Genomic DNA, 21,392 nt, shown 5'->3' with positions numbered 1-21,392 from the left:
CGGTCGGCCTCCGGGCCGGCCGCATTTCTTTCGTGATCTTATTCGGGGGCTCAACGATGCCGCAATCCCGGAGCCTGGAGCAGGCCCATCAACGGCGTCTCGGCAAGGACGCCCTGGTCGAGATACGCCGCATCAGCAAGCGCTTCGACGGCGCGCTGGCGGTGGACGACGTCAACCTGAGCATCCACCGCGGCGAGATTTTCGCGCTGCTCGGCGGCTCGGGGTCGGGTAAGTCGACGCTGCTGCGCATGCTGGCAGGGTTCGAAAAGCCCAGCGAAGGCCAGATCCTGCTCGACGGTGAGGACATCACCAAGATGGCGCCCTATGAGCGCCCGATCAACATGATGTTCCAGTCCTATGCGCTGTTTCCGCACATGACGGTGGCGCAGAACATCGCTTTCGGCCTAAAGCAGGACAAGCTGCCGCGCCAGGAGATCGACGCGCGCGTGGCCGAAATGCTCAAGATGGTGCACATGGAGCGCTTCGCCAAGCGCAAGCCGCATCAGCTGTCCGGCGGCCAGCGCCAGCGCGTGGCGCTGGCGCGCTCGCTGGCCAAGCGGCCCAAGCTGCTGCTGCTCGACGAACCCATGGGCGCGCTGGACAAGAAGCTGCGCACCGAGATGCAGCTCGAGGTGGTGGAGATCCTCGAGCGGGTCGGGGTGACCTGCATCATGGTCACCCACGACCAGGAGGAGGCCATGACCATGGCCGACCGGGTGGCGATCATGGCCGACGGCTGGATCGCCCAGGTCGGCTCGCCGATGGACGTCTACGAGAGCCCGGCCAGCCGCATGGTGGCCGAGTTCGTCGGCACCGTGAACCTGTTCGAGGGCGACATCGTCGCCGATGAGGCGGACCACTGCGTGATCGACAGCCCTCAGCTGGGGCGCCAGATCTACATCAGCCACGGCGTCAGCACCGAGGCCGACAACCGCCGGGTGTGGGCGGCGATCCGCCCGGAAAAGACCGGACTCAGCCGTGAGCGGCCCAGCGGCGACTACAACTGGGCGGCGGGCAAGGTCGAGGATATCGCCTACCTGGGCGGTTTTTCGGTGTACTTCGTGCGTACCGAGCAGGGGCATCTGGTCAAGGTCAGCCTGGCCAATACCGAACGCCGCGGCGAGCGCCCCACCTGGGACGATACCGTCTACATCCACTGGGACGACCGCAGCGCCGTGGTGCTGCGCGACTGAGTGAGGAGCGAGCCATGAAGCTTTCCCCGCTGGCGCGCCTGCCGCGCGCGCTGCGCCCCGGCCGCGGCTGGGTGATCGCAGCGCCACTGCTGTGGCTGACGCTATTCTTCCTGCTGCCGTTCGGCATCGTGCTCAAGATCAGCCTCTCCGAGGCGGCGATCTCGGTGCCGCCCTACGGGGCGATACTCGACTACAGCGCCGAGACGCTGAATATCGCCTTGAACTTCGGCAACTATCTGTTCCTGACCACCGATACCCTGTATATCGCCGCCTACTGGGGCTCGGTGAAGATCGCCTTCTTCTCGACGCTGCTGTGCCTGCTGATCGGCTACCCGATGGCCTATGCCATGGCGCGGGCGCCGGCGCGCTGGCAGCTGGTGCTGCTGCTGCTGGTGATGCTGCCGTCGTGGACCTCGTTCCTGATCCGCGTCTACGCCTGGATGGGCATTCTCAGCAACAACGGTCTGATCAACAACGGCCTACTGTGGCTGGGGCTGATCGACTCGCCGATCCGCATGATGAACACCAACTTCGCGGTGATCCTGGGCATCGTCTACGCCTACCTGCCGTTCATGATCCTGCCGCTCTACGCCAACCTGTCGCGGCTCGACGGCTCGCTGCTGGAGGCGGCCTCTGACCTCGGTTCGCGCAAGATCAATACCTTCCTCAAGGTGACCCTGCCGCTCTCCAAGGGCGGCATCATCGCCGGCTCGATGCTGGTGTTCATCCCCGCGGTGGGTGAGTACGTGATACCCGAACTGCTGGGCGGCCCCAACACGGTGATGATCGGCAAGGTGCTGTGGGAGGAGTTCTTCCACAACCGCGACTGGCCGGTGGCCTCGGCGCTGGCGATGGTGATGCTGGCGATCCTGATCATCCCGATTGCGCTGTTCCACCGTTACCAGAGCCGTGAGCTGAAGGAGTGACCATGAAGAAGCCATCCTTTACCACGCTGATGCTGATCGCGGGACTGCTGTTCCTGTACCTGCCGATGGCGATCCTGGTGTTCTACTCGTTCAACTCGTCGCGGCTGGTGACGGTGTGGGCCGGGTTCTCGGGGCGCTGGTACATCGAGCTGTTCCGCGATCGCCAGATCCTGGCGGCGGTGTGGACCAGCCTGCGCATCGCCTTCTTCTCGGCGACCATGGCGGTGTGCCTGGGGACCATGGCGGCCTTCGTCATGACCCGCTTCACGCGCTTTCGCGGCAAGACCGCGCTGTCGAGCATGGTCACCGCGCCGCTGGTAATGCCCGAGGTGATCACCGGCCTGTCGCTGCTGCTGCTGTTCGTGCATATGGCGCAGATGATCGGCTGGCCGGCGGACCGCGGCATGGTCACCATCTGGATCGCCCATACCACCTTCTGCAGCGCCTATGTGGCGGTGGTAGTGGCCTCGCGGCTGCGCGAGGTCGACCTATCGATCGAGGAGGCGGCGCTGGATCTGGGCTCACCGCCGCTCAAGACGTTCTTCCAGATCACCCTGCCGATGATCGCCCCGGCGCTGGCCGCCGGCTGGCTGCTGGCGTTCACCCTGTCGCTGGACGACCTGGTGATCGCCAGCTTCGTCTCCGGCCCCGGCGCCAGTACCCTGCCGATGGTGGTGTTCTCCTCGGTGCGCATGGGCGTCTCGCCGAAGATCAACGCCCTGGCCACCCTGATCATCCTCACGGTGTCGCTGGCGACCTTCCTGGCCTGGTACTTCATGCGCCGCAGTGAGAACAAGCGGCGCATGGCCATGGCGCAGCAGGACGCCGGCTGATGCCATGCGACAATACACGATTTGGAGATGACTCATGACCCAGACGCCTGCCACTCCGCACGTGGCGTCCTACTATGCTGCCACGGCCAATGCCGGCCCCGAGCGGCCCAGCCTCAGCGGTGAGATGAGCTGCGACGTGTGCGTGGTCGGTGCCGGCTTCACCGGCATCTCGTCGGCGCTGCATCTCGCCGAGCGCGGCTACAAGGTGGTGGTGCTGGAGGCGGCGCGGGTGGGGTTTGGCGCCTCGGGTCGCAACGGCGGACAGATCGTCAACAGCTACAGCCGTGACATGGACGTCATCGAGGCCAAGTACGGCCTCGACACCGCCCGCGCCCTGGGCGACATGGCCTTCGAGGGCAACCGCATCATCCGCTCGCGCATCGAGCAGTACGCCATCGACTGCGATCTCAAGAACGGTAACCTGTTCGCCGCCTGTAACGCCCGCCAGATGGAGGGGCTGCGCGAGCACCAGGCGCTGTGGCAGCGCTACGGCAACCGCGAGCTGGAGCTGCTCGAGGGCGAGGCGCTCAAGCGCGAGGTGAGCAGCGAGCGCTACGTCGGGGCGCTGGTCGACCACTCCGGCGGCCATCTGCATCCGCTCAATCTGGTGCTCGGCCAGGCGGCGGCCTTGGAGGCGCTGGGCGGCAGGATCTTCGAACAGTCGCCGCTGCTCGAGCTCACCCACGGCGAGCCGGTGCGGCTGCGTACTCCCGAAGGCTCGGTGGTAGCCGAGCGCGTGGTGCTGGCCGGCAACGCCTACCTGCAGGGCGTGGTACCCGAGCTGGAAGGCAAGTCGATGCCCTGCGGCACCCAGATCGTCACCACCGAGCCCCTCGGCGAGCGTGGCCGGGCGCTGCTGCCCAACGACATGGCGGTGGAGGACTGCAACTACCTGCTCGACTACTATCGCCTGACCGGCGACGGCCGGCTGCTGTATGGCGGCGGCGTCAGCTACGGCGGCCAGGACCCCGCCAGCATCGAGGCGGTGATCCGCCCCAAGTTGCTCAAGACCTTTCCCGAGCTCGGCGACGTCAAGATCGACTACGCCTGGAGCGGCAATTTCCTGATGACGCTCAATCGCCTGCCGCAGTTCGGCCGGCTCAACGCCAATGTCTACTACGCCCAGGGCTACTCCGGTCACGGTGTGACCTGCAGCCACCTGGCCGGGCGCTTGATCGCCGAGGTCATCGAAGGCGAGAGCGAGCGCTTCGACGCCTTCGCCGGCCTGCCGCATCTGCCGTTCCCCGGCGGGCGCCTGCTGCGGGTGCCGCTGTCGGCGCTGGGGGCGTGGTATTACTCGCTGCGCGATCGTTTCGGTGTCTAGTCTTGTCGCCATCGAGCGACGCCCCATGGGGATTATGAAAGCATTGTTGAACCCCGCCAGAACGGCTGTCGAACAGCGTTCACGAACTATACTCTGACTATCGCATCGCGCCGGCCAGCGCTTGCAGGAAGCGAGCCAGCCGGCGGCACATTGCCCGGAGTCGACGACCTGGAACTTTTTCCGGGCCGCCATGGCGGTCCGGCCAACGCCAAGTCGAGAGACATCAGGAGGCAGAGATGAACAAGTCAATCGTGATCGGGTCGACCTTGGCGGTGCTGGGCCTGGGCGGCCTGGCGGTAGGCGCCTATCAGGTGCAGACCTTCGACCGTGAACCGACCTACGCCGACATCTTGAACGTCGACGCGGTGACCCGCAGCGTCGAGATCCCCCGTGAGGTCTGCGAAGACGTGGTGGTGCATCAGCAGGCGCCGAGCCGCGACCCCAACCGTCTGCTCGGCACCGCTGCCGGCGCGGTGGTCGGCGGCGTGCTGGGTAATCAGGTCGGCGGCGGCAGCGGCAAGAAACTGGCTACCGTGGCCGGCGCCGTCGGCGGCGGTCTGGCCGGCCGCGAAGTCCAGGGCCGAGTCGAGGCCAACCAGGGCCGGACCACTACCCAGCGGCAGTGCAATACCGTGGTCGATACCCGCGATGAGCATGAGGGTTACGACGTCGAGTATCGTTTCGAGGATCGCGTCTACAGCGTTCGCCTCGAGGAGGCGCCCCAAGGCAATCAGGTGCTGATGCAGGATGGGGTGCCGCAGTGGAAAGTCCGCGAAGGCTAAGAGGAAACCCTGCTACGCAATACCGCCCGCGCCAATCGGCGCGGGCGGTGTCGTTTGGGTTGGCCACTGCTCGGACGAACCTAGACCTGGCGCAGGTACCAGTCGTATTCGAGCTGGCTAACCGCCTGCATCGCCTGGTCGCGCTCGGCCTGGCGGTTGGCCAGGTAGACGTGCAGGAACGGCTCGCCGAGCGCCTCGGCTAGCACCTCGTCCTCGCCGAGCAGCGTCAGCGCCTGCTGCCAGCTATTGGTCAGGCTCGGCTCGCACTGGTCATAGGCGTTGCCCTCGATCGCCGGCGGCGGCGTCAGCTGCTGGCGCAGGCCGTGGTCGATGGAGGCCAGCAGGGTGGCCAGCAGCAGGTAGGGATTGACGTCGGCGCCGGCCACGCGGTGCTCGATGCGCTTGGCGGCCTTGGGGCCGGAGGGGATGCGTACCGCCACCGAGCGATTGTCGTAGCCCCAGGTCGGCGCCATGGGCACGTAGAGCCCGGGCTGGAAGCGCCGGAAGGAGTTGATGTTGGGGGCGAAGATCGCCATCGACGCCGGCATCAGGGCCAGCAGGCCCGCCACGGCATGGCGTAGCGCCGGGGTGCCCAGCGGATTATCGTCCTCGGCGGCGAACACGTTGCGGCCGTGGGCATCGACCAGGCTGATATGCACATGGGTGCCGTTACCCGCCTCGTCGCCGTAGGGCTTGGCCATGAAGGTGGCCTCGAAGCCGTGCTGGATGGCCACGCCCTTGATCAAGCGCTTGAGCAGCACCGAGCTGTCGCAGGCCTTGAGCACGTCGTCGCAGTGGGTCAGGTTGATCTCGAACTGCCCGGGGGCGCACTCCTTCAAGGCGGTGTCCAGCGGCAGCTGCTGGGCGACGGCGGCGGCCTGGATGTCCTCCAGGAAGTCGGCGTACTCGTCGAGCTCGTTGATCGAGTAGAGCTGGCTCTGGGAGGCGCGCTCCCCGGTGGCCGGCGAGCAGGGCGGCTGGGCGTAGCCCTGGGCATCGCGGCTGCGATCGACCAGGTAGAACTCCAGCTCCACGGCCACCACCGGGGTCAGGCCGGCATCGGCAAAGCGTCGCAAGACGCGCTGCAGGACCTGGCGGGGATCGGCGAAGAAGCCGCTGCCGTCGGCTTCGAACATGGTCATCAGCAGCTGACCCTGGCGCCCCTTGCGCAGCCAGGGACACGGCATCAGGGTGCCGGCCACCGGGCGGCAGATGCGATCGCCGTCGCCGCTGGAGAGCCCCAGGCCGGTCTCCTCGATGGTATTGCCATTGATATCGAGGGCAAACAGCGATGCAGGGAGGTTGATGCCGGCACTGAAGGCCTTGATCAGATTGTCGCGGGGAATGCGCTTGCCGCGCATCACGCCGTTGAGGTCGCTGATCAACAGGTCGACGCTGTCGATATCGGGATGGCGCTCGAGAAAGGCCTCGGCCTCAGCAGACGCAGTCACCGACATGGGATGTACCTTATCATTGGAAGCATGGGGTCATCTTTTCCGACTGGGATGGGTGTTGTCAAATTATTTACGGCCTGGCTCGGCATGCCGAGCGCTGACAATATCCCTACACATCCCATCTTTCCGACTTTTTTTGGCTTTTATAAGCTTGCGCTGCCATCTTTTTCAGGGTTGGCAGCGAGCTTGCTGGCATGTAATGTTGAGCAAAGCATAACATTTTTACCCTCTGTCGAGCCGTTACAGGCAAGGAGTCATGTATGTCCAGTCGACCGCTGGTGGGGGGCATTGCCTGTCGTCGCGAGGTGGAAGGCCACCCCGCGCACATGGTCACCGATAAGTATCTCCAGGCGCTGCGCGACTATGGGCTTGCCCCACTGGTGCTGCCGGTATGGGAGGATGGCAGCGGCCTGGAGGCGAGCCTGCTCGCTGAGCTCGACGGCCTGCTGCTGACCGGCAGTTACACCAATGTGGCGCCGGCCCGCTATGGTGCCGAGCCGGCCCCGCAGAATACCCGCGGCGACCTGCATCGTGATGCCGCGGCGCTGGCCTGGATTCCTGCTGCGCTGGACCTGGGGATGCCGCTGTTCGGCATCTGTCGCGGTTTCCAGGAGATCAACGTGGCCTTCGGCGGCACCCTGTATCAGGCGCTTCAGACGGTGCCGGGGCTGCTCGATCACCGCGAACCAGAGGGCGACAAGGCGAGCCAGTATGCGCTGAGCCACGATCTGACGATCCTGCCCGGTGGCACGCTGGCGGCGCTGCATGCCTCGCCGGAGAGTCGCGTCAACTCGCTGCATCAGCAGGGCGTGGCCGAGCTGGGGCTGGGGCTGCGCGCCGAGGCAGTGGCGCCGGATGGGGTGATCGAGGCGCTGTCGGTGGAGGGCGCGCGGCGCTTCGCCCTGGCGGTGCAGTGGCACCCCGAATGGCAGCCCGCACAGCATCCTCTCTACGACGCCCTGTTTCACGGCTTCGCCGCGGCCTGCCGCGAGCGGGCCGCGGAGCGTCGTGGCGCCGCCATGCTGATCGACGCCTGATACGCTGAGGAAAGAGTACCATGACCCATGATATCCAGGCGCTCGACCGCGCCCACTACCTGCACCCCTTCAGCGATTTCAAGGCGCTCGGTGAAGAGGGCAGCCGCGTCATCGTCAGCGCCCAGGGCGTGTATATCGTCGACGATCAGGGTAACCGTATCCTCGACGGCATGGCCGGGCTGTGGTGCGTCAACCTCGGCTACGGTCGCGAGGAGCTGGTCGACGCCGCCACCCGGCAGCTGCGCGAGCTGCCCTACTACAACAGCTTCTTCAAGACCACCCACCCGCCGGCGGTGAAGCTGGCCGAGACGCTGTGCCGGCTGGCGCCGGCGCATATCAACCGGGTCTTCTTCACCGGCTCTGGCTCCGAGGCCAACGACACCGTGCTGCGCATGGTGCGCCGCTACTGGGCGCTCAAGGGGCGGCCTGACAAGCAGCTGGTGATTGCCCGCGACAACGCCTATCACGGCTCCACCGTGGCCGGCATGAGTCTCGGCGGCATGGCACCGATGCATGCCCAGGGCGGGCCGCTGGTGCCGGGCATCTGCCATATTCGCCAGCCCTACTGGTTCGGCGAGGCGGACGGTCAGGACCCCGAGGCCTTCGGCCGCGAGTGCGCCGCGGCCCTGGAAGAGAAAATCCTGGCCCTCGGTGAAGAGCGGGTAGCAGCCTTTATTGCCGAGCCGGTGCAGGGCGCCGGGGGCGCGATCATTCCCCCCGAGAGCTACTGGCCGGCGGTCAAGGCGGTGCTCGACAAGTACGATATCCTGCTGGTGGTCGATGAGGTGATCTGCGGCTTCGGGCGCCTCGGCGAGTGGTTCGGCAGCGTCCACTACGGCCTCGAGCCGGACCTGATGCCGATCGCCAAGGGGTTGTCGTCGGGCTACCTGCCGATTGGCGGAGTGCTGGTCGGCGACCGGGTCGCCGAGACGCTGATCGAGGAGGGCGGCGAGTTCTTCCACGGCTTCACCTACTCGGGGCATCCGGCCTGCGCCGCCGTGGCGCTCAAGAACCTCGAACTGATGGAGAGCGAGGGTATCATCGAGCGGGTGCGCAATGATCTCGGCCCCTATCTGTCCCGGCGCTGGACCGAGCTCGCCGCGCACCCGCTGGTGGGCGAGGCGCGTTCGCTGGGCCTGATCGGCGCCCTGGAGCTGATCGATCCGGCCACCGGCGAGCGCTTCGACAAGTCGCTGGGCGCGGGCAACCTGTGCCGCGACATCTGCTTCGCCAGCGGGCTGGTGATGCGCTCGGTAGGCGATACCATGATCATTTCGCCGCCGCTGGTGATCGCTCACCACGAGATCGACGAACTGGTGGACAAGGCCCGCGCGGCGCTGGACGAGACCGCGCGGCGCCTGGCCAACACCCCGACACCCCCATTGCAGGAGACCCTGGCATGAGCACCCGTCCCACTACCCTGGCCGAGTGGCAGGCGCTGGCCGCCTCGCTGACCTTCGAGACCCGCGCCTTCGTCGACGACCAGTTCGTCGATGCCGTCAGCGGCGAGACCTTTGCCAGCGTCAACCCGGCCACCGGCGAGACCCTGGCCGAGGTGGCCAGCTGCGATGCCGCCGACGCCGAGCTGGCGGTCGAGCACGCCCGCGCCGCCTTCGAACGCGGCGAGTGGTCGCGGCTGGCGCCGGGCAAGCGCAAGGCGGTGCTGCTGCGCCTGGCGGACCTGATGGCGGCCCACAAGCACGAGCTGGCGCTGCTGGATACCCTCGACATGGGCAAGCCGGTATCGAGTGCGCTGGGCGATATGGCCGGCGCCATCGGCTGCCTGCGCCACCAGGCCGAGTCCATCGACAAGCTCTATGGCGAGGTGGCGCCCACCGGCGAGGAGAGCCTGGGCCTGGTGCTGCGCGAGCCGCTCGGGGTGGTGGCGTCGATCGTGCCATGGAACTTCCCGCTGATGATGACCGCCTGGAAGATCGCCCCGGCGCTGGCCGCCGGCAACAGCGTGATCCTCAAGCCCTCCGAGAAGTCGCCGCTGTCGGCGCTGCGCCTTGCCCAGCTGGCCCGGGAGGCGGGGCTGCCGCGCGGCGTGTTCCAGGTGCTGCCGGGCTTCGGCCACACCGTGGGCCGCGCGCTGGCGCTGTCAATGGGCGTCGACTGCCTGGCCTTCACCGGCTCGACCCAGGTCGGCAAGCAGCTGATGCAGTATGCCGGCGAGTCGAACCTCAAGCGCGTCTACCTGGAGTGCGGCGGCAAGAGCCCCAACCTGGTGTTCGCCGACTGCAAGCACCTCGAGGCGGTGGCCGAGCACGCGGCGGCGGCGATCTTCCACAACCAGGGCGAGGTGTGCATCGCCGGTTCGCGGCTGCTGGTGGAGAACTCGATACGCGAGGCGTTCGTCGACAAGGTGCTGGCCGCCGCCGAGCGCATGCAGCCTGGCGACCCGCTGGACCCCGACAGCTTCATGGGCGCCATCGTCGACGAGACCCAGCATCGGCGCATTCTCGACTACATCCGTCAGGGCGTCGAGGAGGGCGCCCAGCTGCGCGGCGGCGGTGCGGCCCTGGAGCGCCCCGGCTACTTTATCGCGCCGACGGTATTCGACGGGGTGACGCCTGAGATGGCCATCGGCCGCGAGGAGATCTTCGGGCCGGTGCTGGCGGTGTTCGGCTTCGACACCGAGGAGCAGGCCGTGGCCATGGCCAATGACAGTGACTACGGCCTGGCCGCGGGGCTGTGGAGCCAGGACATCGACCGCATCATGCGCGTCACCCGGCGCCTGCAGTCCGGCCAGGTGTTCGTCAACAACTGGGCCGGAGGCGACCAGAGCATGCCCTTCGGCGGAGTCAAGCAGTCCGGCAACGGGCGCGACAAGTCGCATCACTCGCTGGCCGAATACTCCTCGCTGAAGAGCGTATGGATCTCGCTGGATAGCTGATGATTTGACCAGTGTTTTGGCGCCGCGGCGTGCTACCATGAGCTCGGCCCCGTAGGCGAATGTGCCGGCGGGGCCGAGTGCGTATTGTTCACCCGCTGGCGGAGTGGTGTCGTGACCCTTACCCCCGAACAGATGGCGGCGCTGGCCGCCGGCGTGGCATTTATCCTCGCCTACCTACTGGCCAGCGCGCTCGCCGCGCGGCGCCAGGCTCGCGAGCGCCGCGCCGCCGAGGCAGCGCGCGAGGCGCTGAGCGCAACGCTTGCCGAGCGCGAGGCGGCGCTCAAGGCCGTCGAGCTGGAGCGCACCCGCCTGGCCACCACCCTCGACCAGCAGCGCAGCCACTTCGAGCAGCAGCTGGCGCTGTTGCGGGACAGCCGCGAGCAGCTCAAGCAGGAGTTCGAGAACCTCGCCAACGAGATTCTCGAGCGCAAGGGGCGCAGCTTCTCGGAGCTCTCCCAGCGCAATATCCACGGCCTGCTGCAGCCGCTGCAGGCGGAGATGAAGGGCTTTCGCGACAAGGTCGAGGCGATCCATCGCTTCGACACCGAGCAGCGCGCCAGCCTGCGCACCGAGCTGCAGCACCTGCAGGCCCTCAACCGCGAGATCACCGACCAGGCCAGCCGCCTCACCGAGGCGCTGCAGGGCCAGAAGAAGCTGCAGGGCAACTGGGGCGAGCTGATGCTCGAGAACGTGCTCGAGGGCGCCGGCCTGCGCGCCGGCAAGGACTATCAGCGCGAGGTCAGCTTCACCACCGAGGCGGGACGGCGGCGGCCGGACGCGCTGGTCTACCTGCCCCAGGGCAAGCATCTGGTGATCGACGCCAAGACCTCGCTTGCGGCCTATGTGCGCTACGTCAACGCCGACGACGAGGCGACCCGCGCTGAGGCGCTGGCGGCCCACGCCCGGGCGGTGGGCGAGCGCATCAACGAGCTTGCCGACAAGCACTACTACGACCTGCCGGGGCTCAACTCGCCGGACGTGGTGGTGATGTTCATTCCCGTGGAGTCGGCCTACGTCGAGGCGCTCCGGCACGACGAGTCGCTGTTCCAGCGCGCCCTGGAGCGCAACGTGCTGGTGGCCACGCCGACCACGCTGCTGACCAGTCTCAATATCGTGCGCCAGCTGTGGCGCTTCGAGGACCAGAGCCGGCACAGCGCCGAACTGGCCAGCCGCGCCGAGAAATTCCACGCCAAGCTGCGCACCTTCCTCACCAGCATGGAGGAGGTGGGCGGCAAGCTCGACGGCGCCCGGGAGAGCTACGACAACGCCATCGGCCAGCTGGTCAACGGTCGTGGCAACTTGATCAAGCAGGCCGACGAGTTTCGCGAGCTGGGCGTGGCGGTGAAGCGCGAGCTGCCCGAGGCGCTGGTGGAGCGGGCGCGGCTCGAGCTCGAGCCAGGGCCGCGGCGCGACGATACAGGCAGCGCTTGAGTAGGCCTGCCGCCAGATCAGTTCAGAGTAGTTGTGTACAGTGTTGGTATCGCTTTTGTATAGCTATTGGCGTAGGCTGATCGTTCACCCAGCACTGGAGAGATGCCATGGGCTTGTTCAGCCGCGATCCGAGCAAGAAGCTGCAGAAAGAGTATGAGCGAAAGCTGGAGCAGGCGATGCTGGCGGCGCGCAATGGTGACATGCGTGCCAACGCCAGCCTCACCGAGGAGGCCGAAGCGCTGCGTGCGGAGATCGAAGCGCTCAGGCAGCGCTGAGTAACGTTTGGAAGAGTTTAATATGGTGCGCCGCCGCGATTTTGACAAGGTACCAACTCCGACACTGGTATGGTCACCTTATTAAGCGGTGGCTCCGATATGATAACAATTGGTGCATCGCTCGCTGTGCCACGGCCGTTGCGGGCTCCACCGCAGTATGAAGGAAGGGGCATAGCGACGACGGCGGCGAATCTCTCTTTCGGTGCTTGGGGGAGTCATGAATAGGTGCCCACTTATTAATAGATGGGCACCTAATGTGGCGGGCCAGGGCCTTCCGGGGAAGTTGTGTTCACAGGACGCTTACGCCTGTTTTGCGCGCCTGCTAGGTTGGCGGGTAGAGCATTTGCAAGTTGGCAGTCTGTAGGTCCTGATTGTGGAACCCTACGGCGTTGAGTTTACGGCGTGTCTGGCCGACATCACTGGTGGCACCCAGGACGAGTGCCGTCTCGATATCCCCCTCAGGTGCGGTGCTCGGGTATGCCCGGCTCCACTATCGTCAACGCAACCGGAAGGCTGCTGGCAGTGGCTGGACAACCAACTGCGGACGGTTCGCGATGCCTAGGGACGGATCGTTGAGCTCATGGTGGCCTTTCGCCGATGCCACCGACCGGGTGGAAATCACTCAGTACCTTCCTGCGAGCAATACTGGCTTAGTAGTAGCGTTCCACTACGACCTGGTTGCGTCCAGACTGCTTGCCAAGATACAGGGAATCATCGGCGCGCTTGAGGATACTGTCCTCTGATGCATCATCCTCGGCGAATCCGGCAAGGCCACAGGTGACGGATATTCGGAACGTTGCGTCGACATTCGCGTGGAATTCCATTCCTGCCAGTGCCCCTCTGATCTCTTCCGCCACTCCGGCGGCATGCTCAAGGCAGCTGTCGAGCAACAATACTGCGAACTCTTCGCCTCCCAAGCGTCCAACCACATCGGATTTCCTGAACCTTTCCTTGAACAGATCCGCGACACGAACCAACACCTGATCACCCATGGCATGGCCATAGGTATCATTGACCGCTTTGAAGTGGTCAATGTCCAGCAGCATGACAGCAGCCCGTTGGCCATTTCGCTGATAAAGGGCGAAGGCTTGTGTGAGGCGCTTCATGAAATAACGCCGGTTGAATAGCCCCGTCAGATGGTCTGTGATGGTCTGCTTTCGCAGTTTTAGCTCAAGTTCTTTGAAAACAGTGATGTCTCTAACCGTGCCCATCAAAGTGTCTGGGGCGTCGGGAGCGGTATTGTCGGCGATTTCATGTAGCCAGCGAATCTCGCCGCTTGGGAGGGTGATTCGATAGGTGATCTCGTAGTGCCCGCGACCTCGCAGTTGCGCGAGCTTTTTCTCTACCTTGGCCCGATCCTGCGGATAAACCATCCTAAGGAAGGCCGGACAGTCAGGAGTAAAGGCAGCGCTATCGACACCAAAGATGTCATACACCATATCGGACCAGTAGACGGCGCCTGTTGACATGGTCAGTTTCCAATACCCGAGCCTACCGACCCTTTGTACTCTCTGCAGGGTACATGCAAGAGCCTGCCACTCTTCTAGGGTGGATGGTGCGTTAGAGATCTCGCTAACCATGGCGCTATCGTTTCGGGGCATTGAGTTAGATGGCGTGTAAGGCATGCTATTACCAAGCTCTTTCGCGTCCAGGCCAGGACTCTACGAAAGCCAGCGCCTTGTCAGCAACGACGGGACGGCTGAACAGGTAGCCCTGCAGGGCATCACAGCCCAGTTCTTGAAGCAGGCTGTGCTGTGCCTGGGATTCCACGCCTTCGCCGATGACTCTCATGCCAAGGCCGCGGGCAATACCGATGATGCCCTTGACCAAATCGACGGCCCTGCGATCATTGGGGAGTTCATCGATGAAGCTCTTGTCGATCTTGAGTGCGTCAATGGGGAGGCGTTTGAGATAATTCAAGGAGGAATAACCGGTGCCAAAATCATCCAGGGCGATGGCAATATTCTTATCTCTTAGCCTACGCATGGTTTGCACCGCCTGGTCTATATCGGTGAGCAGGCTTTCCTCGGTCAGTTCTAGTGCCAGCCGTTCCGGCGCTATATTGTACTCCTTAAGTACCTGGAGAATATGGTCGACAAAACTCGCCTGATAAAACTGATTGGCGGGGATGTTGATCGCCATTCGCAGTGGAGGATCGCCTTCCTTGAGGGGCCACTCCATCGCTTTTTCGCAGACTACCCTGAGTGACCAGTCCGTCAGTAGCCGTGACAGCCGCGGATTCTTTTCAGCTATTGGCACGAATTCACCGGGGCTTACGTGGCCCAGCTTCTCGTCCTGCCAGCGAGCCAGGGCTTCGAAACCGAGCACGCCACTGCCGTCAGCGAGGACGATGGGCTGGTAGTGTTGGACCAGCATGTCGTTGCGCAGGGCCGGTTCCAGTCGTTGTTCTATCCAGTGCCGACGTACGGCACTGGCCTCGGTCTCCTGGGTGAAGACATGCATGCCTTCAGGAGTTCTGGGGCCCTTGAGGGCAGTTCGGGCGCGCTCCAGGAGTTCATCGGGGCTGGTGCCGTCAGCGGGGGAGACACTGATGCCAACATCGATGTCCGGCAGTAATGTATGGCCCTCCAGTTCGATGGCCATGGTCAACCTGTTCACGATGGGCACTATCATGCCGAACATATCGCGCACGGAGAAAAGGGAGATCACCGCACCGAAGCGATCTCGGTCCAAGTGGCCCGCCGCCAGTATATTGATGTCGGGTGCTGTCAATCGATCCGCCAGGCATTTCAGCACGGCATCCCGGTTGCTTCGACCGTGAATGCGACTAATCTCGTCGAGATTGTTCACGCGCAGATGTAGGACCGCTAGATTGAAAGTTTCCGTGTCGGCAAGGCGAATCAGGTTATTCAGGGTGTCCCCGAACAGGATCTCGTCGGGGAGTCCTGTTCGAGTGTCGCGCTGCGTCACTCGGCTCACCTGGCGGCGGGCCTTGACCAATTCGGCATAGAGATGGATCTGTTCCTCGACGACCTTGCCGAAGGTCCTGAGCCAGGATCGCTCCACAGGGGTGATCTCTCGAGGTTTAGTGTCGCTGATGCACAGGGTCCCAACAGCCTGGCCGTTCGGGCCGTGCAGGACGACGCCAGCGTAGAAGCGGATATAGGGGGGTGACACCACCGCCTGGTGGGTACGGAAGAAGTCGTCATCCAAGGCGTCAGGAATTTCCAGATAGTCCTGTTGAATGGCGTGGACGCAGAATGAGAGCTCGCGTGACGTTTCACAGGCATCCGCGCCCACTGATGACTTGAACCACTGCCGATTCTCATCGACCAGGGAAATCAATGTGATAGGAGCATTGAATATCTGTGAAACCAGGCGGGTGTAGCGGTCAAAACGTTCTTCCGGCGGGGTGTCCAGGATGCCGAGGGCGCGGAGTTCAGTAAGCCGTGCGTGCTCGTCGGTGTGGCGCGTACTGCGAGGCTGCATGTCATCCATGGGATTCTCCTGCAGTAAAAATCAATGGAGCGTGACTGGGTTGTCATTCAACCATTTGGCAGGTGGTTACATTGCAATATATTGATGTTAAAGGTTTTTTAGAGAAATGGAGGCCAGCGTATACGGGTTGTGATCGATTAAGAAAGCGTTGATGGAGTCCGAGGCTATGCATGAGAGTAATTCTACGTATTATTGCTGATGATTTATACTTGGCATACGTGTTTTTATGTATCCAGGTCCGCCGTGATGGTCATGGATAGCCTGGTGTTAGCTTCGGTGCGCGTCATCGTGAAGCTGGTAGCGATAGCCGCCTGCCCGGCATTGACCGGCGGTGCTCGAATTCGGCAGGACGCGACACAGGTATCAGCGTAGGAGCGTGGGAAATGACGCCATACAAGCGTTCCGAGACATCGATCAGGGTCTTGGTTGTCAATTGCAGTGGCATCATCCGCGAGGGGCTCTGCCTGATGCTCGAGCGCTTCACGGGTGTCGAGGTGGTCGCCAGTATCGGGCATCTGCACGGCTTGGGGGAGATTGCCCGGCAAGAGCGCGTCGATGTTGCCTTGATCGATGCGCTCTTGCCTGGAGAGGCATGTTTCGACGTACATCGGCGTTTGCAGGAAGGTGGTGCAACCACACGCGTTGTGATCCTGTCAGTTAGTCATGGGGTCAGCGATATCAGGCGAGCTCTGGCATCGGGTGCCAGTGGCTTTCTGCTGCAGGACGCAGGTGCTGCCGAGCTCGAGATAGCCCTGCGTGCCGCTGCAACGGGAAAGACGTTTCTTTGTCCAACGATTATCAAGCAGCTGGGTTTGGGGTTCTTCTCGGAGCATGTCTCGACGCGGACGGAGCTGGATGTCGGCCCTTCACAAGGTCTTGATCAGATCGAGGCCATCATCGATTCCGCTTTGCGGCAGGGCATATTGAGAGAGGAGGCATGATCAGGGTTTTTGCGTATACTAATATTATACCTTGTGCGCTACCGTGCGGGGTTGATGTGGTGAGCGTTTCCGATGCACTTTCCTATTACGGTTTACCTCGCGCTATCGCGAGGTTCCTTGCTCTTCTCGAGTCTCTCCGTGCCAAGGGACATGGCATATATTGATGAAATATCCAACCGACAATATCCGGGTTCTGCTCGTCGATGAGCACCGGCTGGTGCGATCCGCGATCCGCTGCCTCATCGAGACCTTCGACAACATGGCGGTGGTTGCCGAGGCAGGGTCGGCGCATGAGCTCCTCGCCGTCCTCGCATGTCGGGAGGCCGATGTGGCGCTGGTGGATGCGGCGATTGCCTCGAGCAAGGAGCTCGAATCTCTGACTCGACTTAGGGAGGTTCACCCTGGACTCCAGGTGGTGGTGCTCTCCGCCTATTCCAGTGATACCTATATTCGTCGCCTCTTTCGGGAGGGTGTCTGTGGTTTCCTGCACAAAAATGCGGATGTCCATGATCTGGAAACGGCCATCCATAAAGCCGTACAGGGAGAGCGCTTCGTGCTCACGGCCATGGAGCCGGAGCAATTCATCAATGCTGCCTCGGTGGTCGGCGAAGGCTCCCGGCAGGAAACCCCCTTGACGCCACGACAAAGCGAGGTGCTGAGGCTGGTAGCAACGGGTTTTCGCAACAAGGCGATTGCCGATCAGCTCAATGTAAGTGTCAAGACCATCGAGACGCACCGCGCCCATATCATGCGGCGCCTTGGGGTCGGGCATACGGCCGGCTTGGTTCATGAAGCCATCAGGCTTGGCTTGATTTCGCAGCCGCAAACTACCGATCTTCCCTGATAGGCAAGGCTGGGCGCAGGATCAGAACGTCTTGGCAGGCGTGCAGCAGCTGACCAGCTTGCAGGCCACGTCGCCGGGATTGCGGAAGCGGTGGGGGACGTTGGTGTCGAAGTAGTAGGCCTCGCCGGCGCCGAGCACGCGGCTCTCGCCGCCCACGGTGATCTCGATTTCGCCCTCCAGTACCACCCCCGCTTCTTCGCCCTGGTGGGCGATCATTTCACGGCCGGTATCACTGCCGGCGGGATAGGTCTCGATCATGAACGACAGCGCGCGGCTGGCACGGTTGGCACCGACCAGCTTGAAGATCACGTCGCCGCTGCCCATGTCGGTGAGTTCATCCGCCGAATAGAACACCTGGTCGCGGCTCTCGAGGTCCATGGTGAAGAAGTCGCCGACGCTGATCGGAATGGCGTCGAGGACCTTCTTCAGCGAGCTCACCGAAGGGCTGACCTTGCCCTGCTCGATCAGTGACAGACTCGAATGGGTCACGCCGCAGCGCTTGGCAAGCTCGCGCTGAGATATCCCACGCAGGGTACGCAGTGCGCGCAGGCGCCCTCCGACATCGTCTGACATGACAATCTCCTGATAAGGCGGCCGGCGTGGCGCCGGCCGCGCATGGATCACGCCTGATCCAGTTTTTCTTTTAGTAGGGCGTTGACCTGCTGGGGGTTGGCGGTGCCCCGCGAGGCCTTCATCACCTGGCCAACGAAGTAGCCGATCATCTTGCCGCGCTTGTCCGGTTCGGCGTCGCGGTACTGGGCGACCTGCACCGGGCTGTCGGCGATGACCTGGTCGATCATCGCCTCGATGGCGCCGCTGTCGGTGACCTGTTTGAGGCCCTTGGCGTCAATGATGGCGTCGGCGCTGTCGCCCTCGCCGTTCCACAGCGCCTGGAAGACCTGCTTGGCGGCCTTGCCGTTGATGGTGTCGTCGAGCACCCGCGCGATCAGCTCGCCGAGCTGTTCGGCCGCCACCGGGCTCTGCTCGATGCCGAGATTTTCACGGTTGAGCGCGCCGGACAGTTCGCCCTGCACCCAGTTGGCGGCCTGCTTGGCATCGCCGCAGACCTCCTTGACCGCCTCGAAATACTCGGCCATGGCGCGGCTCGAGGCCAGCACGCTGGCGTCGTAGGCGGAGAGGCCCAGCTCGCCCTCGAAACGCGCGCGCTTCTCGGCGGGCAGCTCCGGCAGGGTGCTTCTGAGATGGTCGACGTAGGCGCGGTCGAGCACCACCGGCAGCAGGTCGGGGCACGGGAAGTAGCGGTAGTCGTTGGCTTCCTCCTTGGTGCGCATGCTGCGGGTCTCGTCGGCCTCGGGGTCGTACAGGCGGGTCTCCTGTACCACCGTGCCGCCGTCCTCGATCAGCTCGATCTGGCGCTCCACCTCGTAGGCGATGGCGCGTTCGACGAAGCGAAAGGAGTTGACGTTCTTGACCTCGGCGCGGGTACCGAAGGCCTCCTGGCCCTTGGGACGCACCGAGACGTTGACGTCGCAGCGCATCGAGCCCTCGGCCATGTTGCCGTCGGAGATGCCCAGGTAGGTGACGATGGCATGAATCGCCTTGAGGTAGGCGGCAGCCTCCTTGGCCGAGCGCATGTCGGGCTCGGAGACGATCTCCAGCAGCGGCGTGCCGGCACGGTTGAGATCGATGCCGGTCATGCCGTGGAAGTCCTCGTGGAGCGACTTGCCGGCGTCCTCCTCGAGGTGGGCATGGTGCACGCGGATACGCTTGGTGGCGCCATCCTCGAGGCTGATCTCGACCTCCCCGGCGCCGACGATGGGGTGGTACATCTGGCTGGTCTGGTAGCCCTTGGGCAGGTCGGGGTAGAAGTAGTTCTTACGGTCGAACACTGAGACCTCGGGGATCTCGGCGTTGATGCCGAGGCCGAACCTGACCGCCATGGCCACGGCTTGCTCGTTCAACACCGGCAGCACCCCGGGCAGGCCGAGATCGACGGCGCAGGCCTGGCTGTTGGGCTCGGCGCCGAAGGCGGTGGAGGCGCCGGAGAAGATCTTCGACTTGGTGGCGAGCTGGACGTGGACTTCCAGCCCGATCACGGTTTCCCATTGCATCATGCACTCTCCTCGGCAAGGGCGGGGCGGCGCTGGTGCCAGTCGGTGGCCTGCTGGAACTGGTGGGCGACATTGAGCAGCTGCGATTCGGCGAAGTGCGGGCCGAGGATCTGCAGGCCGATCGGCCGCTGGCCGGCGACGCCAGCCGGCACGCTGATACCGGGAATGCCCGCCAGGTTGACCGCGATGGTGTAGATGTCCTGCAGGTACATCGACACCGGATCCTTGTTGGCGCCGAGATCGAAGGCCGGGGTCGGCGAGGCCGGACCCATCAGCACGTCGACCTCCTCGAAGGCGTCGAGGAAGTCCTGGCGAATCAGCCGGCGGACTTTCTGCGCCTGGGTGTAGTAGGCGTCGAAGAAGCCTTCCGAGAGGGTGTGGGTGCCGATCAGGATGCGCCGCTTGACCTCGCTGCCGAAGCCTTCGTCCCGCGAGCGCTTGTAGAGGTCGATCAGGTCGCTGGGGGCGTCGCAGCGGTGGCCGAAGCGCACGCCGTCGTAGCGCGACAGGTTCGAGGAGGCCTCGGCCGGGGCGATCACGTAGTAGGCCGGGATCGCGAAGTGGGTGTGCGGCAGGCTGACCTCATGGACGCTGGCGCCGAGCGACTCGTAGACCTTGATCGCCTCGCGCACCGCCTGCTCGACCTCCGGCGCCAGGCCGTCGCCGAAATACTCCTTGGGCAGGCCGATCTTGAGACCCGACAGCGATTCGCCGAGCTCGGCGAGGTAGTCCGGTACGCCGCGCGCCACGCTGGTGGAGTCGCGCAGGTCGTGGCCGGCGATGGCGCCGAGCAGCAGCGCGCAGTCCTCGGCGGTGCGCGCCATGGGCCCGGCCTGGTCGAGGCTCGAAGCGTAGGCGATGATGCCGTAGCGCGAGACACGCCCGTAGGTGGGCTTGAGGCCGGTGATGCCGCAGAAGGCCGCCGGTTGGCGAATCGAGCCGCCGGTGTCGGTGCCCATGGCTGCCGGTACCAGACCCGCGGCCACCGCCGCGGCGCTGCCGCCGGAGGAGCCGCCGGGCACGGCGTCTAGGTCCCAGGGGTTCTTCACCGGGCCGTAGTGGCTGTTCTCATTCGACGAGCCCATGGCGAACTCGTCCATGTTGGTCTTGCCCAGGCTGACCGTGCCGGCAGCCTTGAGCTTCTCGACCACCGTCGCATCGTAGGGGGCGATGAAGTTGTCGAGCATCTTCGAGCCGCAGCTGGTCTTGACGCCGTTGGTACAGAAGATGTCCTTGAGCGCCAGCGGCAGGCCGGTGAGCGGGCCGGCCTCGCCCTTGGCGCGCAGTGCATCGGCGGCATCGGCGGCGGCCAGGGCCTGTTCGTGGGTAACGCTGATGAAGCTGTTGAGACGGCCGTCGAGGCGGTCGATGCGCCCCAGCAGCGTTTGCGTCAGCTCACGGCTGGAAACCTCGCCGGCGGCCAGGGCGCGGGCGAGCTGGGTCAATGTCTGGTCGTGCATGGCAGGATCCTGAAGCGGGTTCATTCGACGACGCGGGGCACCAGATACAAGCCGTTCTCGACGGCCGGCGCGACGCGCTGGAAATGGTCGCGCTGGTCGCGCTCGGTGACCTCGTCGGCGCGCAGGCGCTGGGTGGTATCGAGGGGGTGGGCGAGCGGGGCCACGCCGTCGGTGTCGACTTCCTGCAACTGGTCGACCATGGCCAGGATTCGGCCGAGGTCGTCTACGTAGCCGGCGGCGTCGGCATCGTTCATGGCCAGTCGCGCCAGATGAGCTGCGCGCTGCACGTCGGAGGGTTCAAGCGCCATGGTGAAAACGTCCCCTGAGCATGATATCGATGGGGCGACGGATGTCGGCGGCCGACATCCGCGCTGAAATAGCCGCAAACGGTACCACATCTTGGCCTGTCTGGCAGGCACTTCAGCTTGCTGGACACCGGCGGCGGTGATACCGTTTGCATCCGCA

18 protein-coding genes are annotated in these 21,392 nt (G+C 64.3%); 11 read left to right on the top strand and 7 right to left on the bottom strand.

Going from position 1 to position 21,392, the window contains the following annotated elements:
- The first annotated feature begins 56 nt into the window (after nucleotides 1–56).
- From BWR19_12510 to BWR19_12490, 5 genes are all read left to right on the top strand, one after another.
- The gene (locus BWR19_12510; protein ID APX93692.1) at nucleotides 57–1,193 is read left to right on the top strand and encodes a polyamine ABC transporter ATP-binding protein; all 1,137 of its coding nucleotides are present in this window, start codon (nucleotides 57–59) and stop codon (nucleotides 1,191–1,193) included.
- Between the two features lie 14 nt (nucleotides 1,194–1,207).
- Nucleotides 1,208–2,119 carry a putrescine ABC transporter permease PotH gene (locus BWR19_12505; protein APX93691.1) on the top strand — a complete coding sequence of 304 codons (912 nt, stop codon included), beginning with the start codon at nucleotides 1,208–1,210 and terminating at the stop codon, nucleotides 2,117–2,119.
- A gap of 2 nt (nucleotides 2,120–2,121) precedes the next feature.
- The gene (locus BWR19_12500) at nucleotides 2,122–2,952 is read left to right on the top strand and encodes a putrescine ABC transporter permease PotI (protein APX93690.1); all 831 of its coding nucleotides are present in this window, start codon (nucleotides 2,122–2,124) and stop codon (nucleotides 2,950–2,952) included.
- A gap of 34 nt (nucleotides 2,953–2,986) precedes the next feature.
- Nucleotides 2,987–4,276, top strand: coding sequence for a gamma-glutamylputrescine oxidoreductase (locus BWR19_12495; protein APX93689.1), 1,290 nt, complete (start codon nucleotides 2,987–2,989; stop codon nucleotides 4,274–4,276).
- A gap of 236 nt (nucleotides 4,277–4,512) precedes the next feature.
- Nucleotides 4,513–5,058, top strand: a complete 546-nt coding sequence (locus BWR19_12490; protein ID APX93688.1) for a hypothetical protein — start codon at nucleotides 4,513–4,515, stop codon at nucleotides 5,056–5,058.
- Nucleotides 5,059–5,138: 80 nt separating this feature from the next.
- On the opposite strand, the gene BWR19_12485 is transcribed toward BWR19_12490, so the two are convergent.
- Nucleotides 5,139–6,515, bottom strand: a complete 1,377-nt coding sequence (locus tag BWR19_12485) for a glutamine synthetase (GenBank protein APX93687.1) — start codon at nucleotides 6,513–6,515, stop codon at nucleotides 5,139–5,141.
- A 257-nt stretch (nucleotides 6,516–6,772) separates the two neighbouring features.
- On the opposite strand from BWR19_12485, the gene BWR19_12480 reads away from it, so the two are divergent.
- The 4 genes from BWR19_12480 (at nucleotide 6,773) to BWR19_12465 (ending at nucleotide 11,876) form a co-directional block, all read left to right on the top strand.
- On the top strand, nucleotides 6,773–7,549 hold the full coding sequence (locus tag BWR19_12480) for a gamma-glutamyl-gamma-aminobutyrate hydrolase (GenBank protein APX93686.1): 777 nt from the start codon (nucleotides 6,773–6,775) through the stop codon (nucleotides 7,547–7,549).
- Between the two features lie 20 nt (nucleotides 7,550–7,569).
- Entirely contained in the window at nucleotides 7,570–8,952 is a 1,383-nt protein-coding gene (locus BWR19_12475; GenBank protein APX93685.1) for an aspartate aminotransferase family protein, read from the top strand.
- Nucleotides 8,949–10,445, top strand: a complete 1,497-nt coding sequence (locus BWR19_12470) for an aldehyde dehydrogenase PuuC (protein APX93684.1) — start codon at nucleotides 8,949–8,951, stop codon at nucleotides 10,443–10,445. The genes BWR19_12475 and BWR19_12470 overlap by 4 nt, the downstream gene beginning before the upstream one ends.
- Nucleotides 10,446–10,577: 132 nt before the next feature.
- Complete coding sequence (locus BWR19_12465; protein APX93683.1) at nucleotides 10,578–11,876, top strand: DNA polymerase V; 1,299 nt, start codon at nucleotides 10,578–10,580, stop codon at nucleotides 11,874–11,876.
- A 925-nt stretch (nucleotides 11,877–12,801) separates the two neighbouring features.
- Here the strand turns inward: BWR19_12465 and BWR19_12460 are convergent.
- Complete coding sequence (locus BWR19_12460; GenBank protein APX93682.1) at nucleotides 12,802–13,731, bottom strand: hypothetical protein; 930 nt, start codon at nucleotides 13,729–13,731, stop codon at nucleotides 12,802–12,804.
- Between the two features lie 49 nt (nucleotides 13,732–13,780).
- On the bottom strand, nucleotides 13,781–15,610 hold the full coding sequence (locus tag BWR19_12455) for a sensor domain-containing phosphodiesterase (GenBank protein APX93681.1): 1,830 nt from the start codon (nucleotides 15,608–15,610) through the stop codon (nucleotides 13,781–13,783).
- A 383-nt stretch (nucleotides 15,611–15,993) separates the two neighbouring features.
- On the opposite strand from BWR19_12455, the gene BWR19_12450 reads away from it, so the two are divergent.
- Together BWR19_12450 and BWR19_12445 are read left to right on the top strand one after the other, a co-directional pair.
- The gene (locus tag BWR19_12450; protein ID APX93680.1) at nucleotides 15,994–16,551 is read left to right on the top strand and encodes a hypothetical protein; all 558 of its coding nucleotides are present in this window, start codon (nucleotides 15,994–15,996) and stop codon (nucleotides 16,549–16,551) included.
- Nucleotides 16,552–16,714: 163 nt separating this feature from the next.
- Nucleotides 16,715–17,395, top strand: coding sequence for a hypothetical protein (locus BWR19_12445; protein APX93679.1), 681 nt, complete (start codon nucleotides 16,715–16,717; stop codon nucleotides 17,393–17,395).
- Nucleotides 17,396–17,416: 21 nt separating this feature from the next.
- Here the strand turns inward: BWR19_12445 and BWR19_12440 are convergent, their stop codons facing one another.
- Genes BWR19_12440 through BWR19_12425 form a run of 4 tightly spaced genes read right to left on the bottom strand, consistent with a single transcriptional unit; the run spans nucleotide 17,417 to nucleotide 21,235 of the window.
- Nucleotides 17,417–17,968: an XRE family transcriptional regulator gene (locus BWR19_12440; GenBank protein APX93678.1), complete on the bottom strand. Its 552-nt coding sequence runs from the start codon at nucleotides 17,966–17,968 to the stop codon at nucleotides 17,417–17,419.
- Nucleotides 17,969–18,015: 47 nt separating this feature from the next.
- Nucleotides 18,016–19,467 (bottom strand): aspartyl/glutamyl-tRNA amidotransferase subunit B, encoded by a 1,452-nt coding sequence (gene gatB / locus BWR19_12435; GenBank protein APX95014.1) that lies wholly within the window; start codon nucleotides 19,465–19,467, stop codon nucleotides 18,016–18,018.
- Complete coding sequence (locus BWR19_12430; protein ID APX93677.1) at nucleotides 19,467–20,927, bottom strand: aspartyl/glutamyl-tRNA amidotransferase subunit A; 1,461 nt, start codon at nucleotides 20,925–20,927, stop codon at nucleotides 19,467–19,469. Before BWR19_12430 ends, gatB begins: the two co-directional genes overlap by 1 nt.
- Before the next feature lie 20 nt (nucleotides 20,928–20,947).
- Nucleotides 20,948–21,235 (bottom strand): asparaginyl/glutamyl-tRNA amidotransferase subunit C, encoded by a 288-nt coding sequence (locus BWR19_12425; protein APX93676.1) that lies wholly within the window; start codon nucleotides 21,233–21,235, stop codon nucleotides 20,948–20,950.
- Nucleotides 21,236–21,392: the final 157 nt, after the last annotated feature.

The sequence above is a fragment of the Halomonas sp. 1513 genome (assembly GCA_001971685.1).
Taxonomy (GTDB): Bacteria; Pseudomonadota; Gammaproteobacteria; order Pseudomonadales; family Halomonadaceae; genus Franzmannia.
Note: the sequence above shows the minus strand (reverse complement) of the source record. Positions and strands in the feature narration are given on the sequence as shown.

Excerpts from the sequence above, each read along its gene's own strand:
- BWR19_12510 (APX93692.1), top strand. The coding sequence starts at position 57 with ATGCCGCAATCCCGGAGCCTGGAGCAGGCCCATCAACGGCGTCTCGGC.
- BWR19_12505 (APX93691.1), top strand. The coding sequence starts at position 1,208 with ATGAAGCTTTCCCCGCTGGCGCGCCTGCCGCGCGCGCTGCGCCCCGGC.
- BWR19_12500 (APX93690.1), top strand. The coding sequence starts at position 2,122 with ATGAAGAAGCCATCCTTTACCACGCTGATGCTGATCGCGGGACTGCTG.
- BWR19_12495 (APX93689.1), top strand. The coding sequence starts at position 2,987 with ATGACCCAGACGCCTGCCACTCCGCACGTGGCGTCCTACTATGCTGCC.
- BWR19_12490 (APX93688.1), top strand. The coding sequence starts at position 4,513 with ATGAACAAGTCAATCGTGATCGGGTCGACCTTGGCGGTGCTGGGCCTG.
- BWR19_12485 (APX93687.1), bottom strand. The coding sequence starts at position 6,515 with ATGTCGGTGACTGCGTCTGCTGAGGCCGAGGCCTTTCTCGAGCGCCAT.
- BWR19_12480 (APX93686.1), top strand. The coding sequence starts at position 6,773 with ATGTCCAGTCGACCGCTGGTGGGGGGCATTGCCTGTCGTCGCGAGGTG.
- BWR19_12475 (APX93685.1), top strand. The coding sequence starts at position 7,570 with ATGACCCATGATATCCAGGCGCTCGACCGCGCCCACTACCTGCACCCC.
- BWR19_12470 (APX93684.1), top strand. The coding sequence starts at position 8,949 with ATGAGCACCCGTCCCACTACCCTGGCCGAGTGGCAGGCGCTGGCCGCC.
- BWR19_12465 (APX93683.1), top strand. The coding sequence starts at position 10,578 with ATGGCGGCGCTGGCCGCCGGCGTGGCATTTATCCTCGCCTACCTACTG.
- BWR19_12460 (APX93682.1), bottom strand. The coding sequence starts at position 13,731 with ATGGTTAGCGAGATCTCTAACGCACCATCCACCCTAGAAGAGTGGCAG.
- BWR19_12455 (APX93681.1), bottom strand. The coding sequence starts at position 15,610 with ATGGATGACATGCAGCCTCGCAGTACGCGCCACACCGACGAGCACGCA.
- BWR19_12450 (APX93680.1), top strand. The coding sequence starts at position 15,994 with ATGACGCCATACAAGCGTTCCGAGACATCGATCAGGGTCTTGGTTGTC.
- BWR19_12445 (APX93679.1), top strand. The coding sequence starts at position 16,715 with ATGAAATATCCAACCGACAATATCCGGGTTCTGCTCGTCGATGAGCAC.
- BWR19_12440 (APX93678.1), bottom strand. The coding sequence starts at position 17,968 with ATGTCAGACGATGTCGGAGGGCGCCTGCGCGCACTGCGTACCCTGCGT.
- gatB (APX95014.1), bottom strand. The coding sequence starts at position 19,467 with ATGCAATGGGAAACCGTGATCGGGCTGGAAGTCCACGTCCAGCTCGCC.
- BWR19_12430 (APX93677.1), bottom strand. The coding sequence starts at position 20,927 with ATGCACGACCAGACATTGACCCAGCTCGCCCGCGCCCTGGCCGCCGGC.
- BWR19_12425 (APX93676.1), bottom strand. The coding sequence starts at position 21,235 with ATGGCGCTTGAACCCTCCGACGTGCAGCGCGCAGCTCATCTGGCGCGA.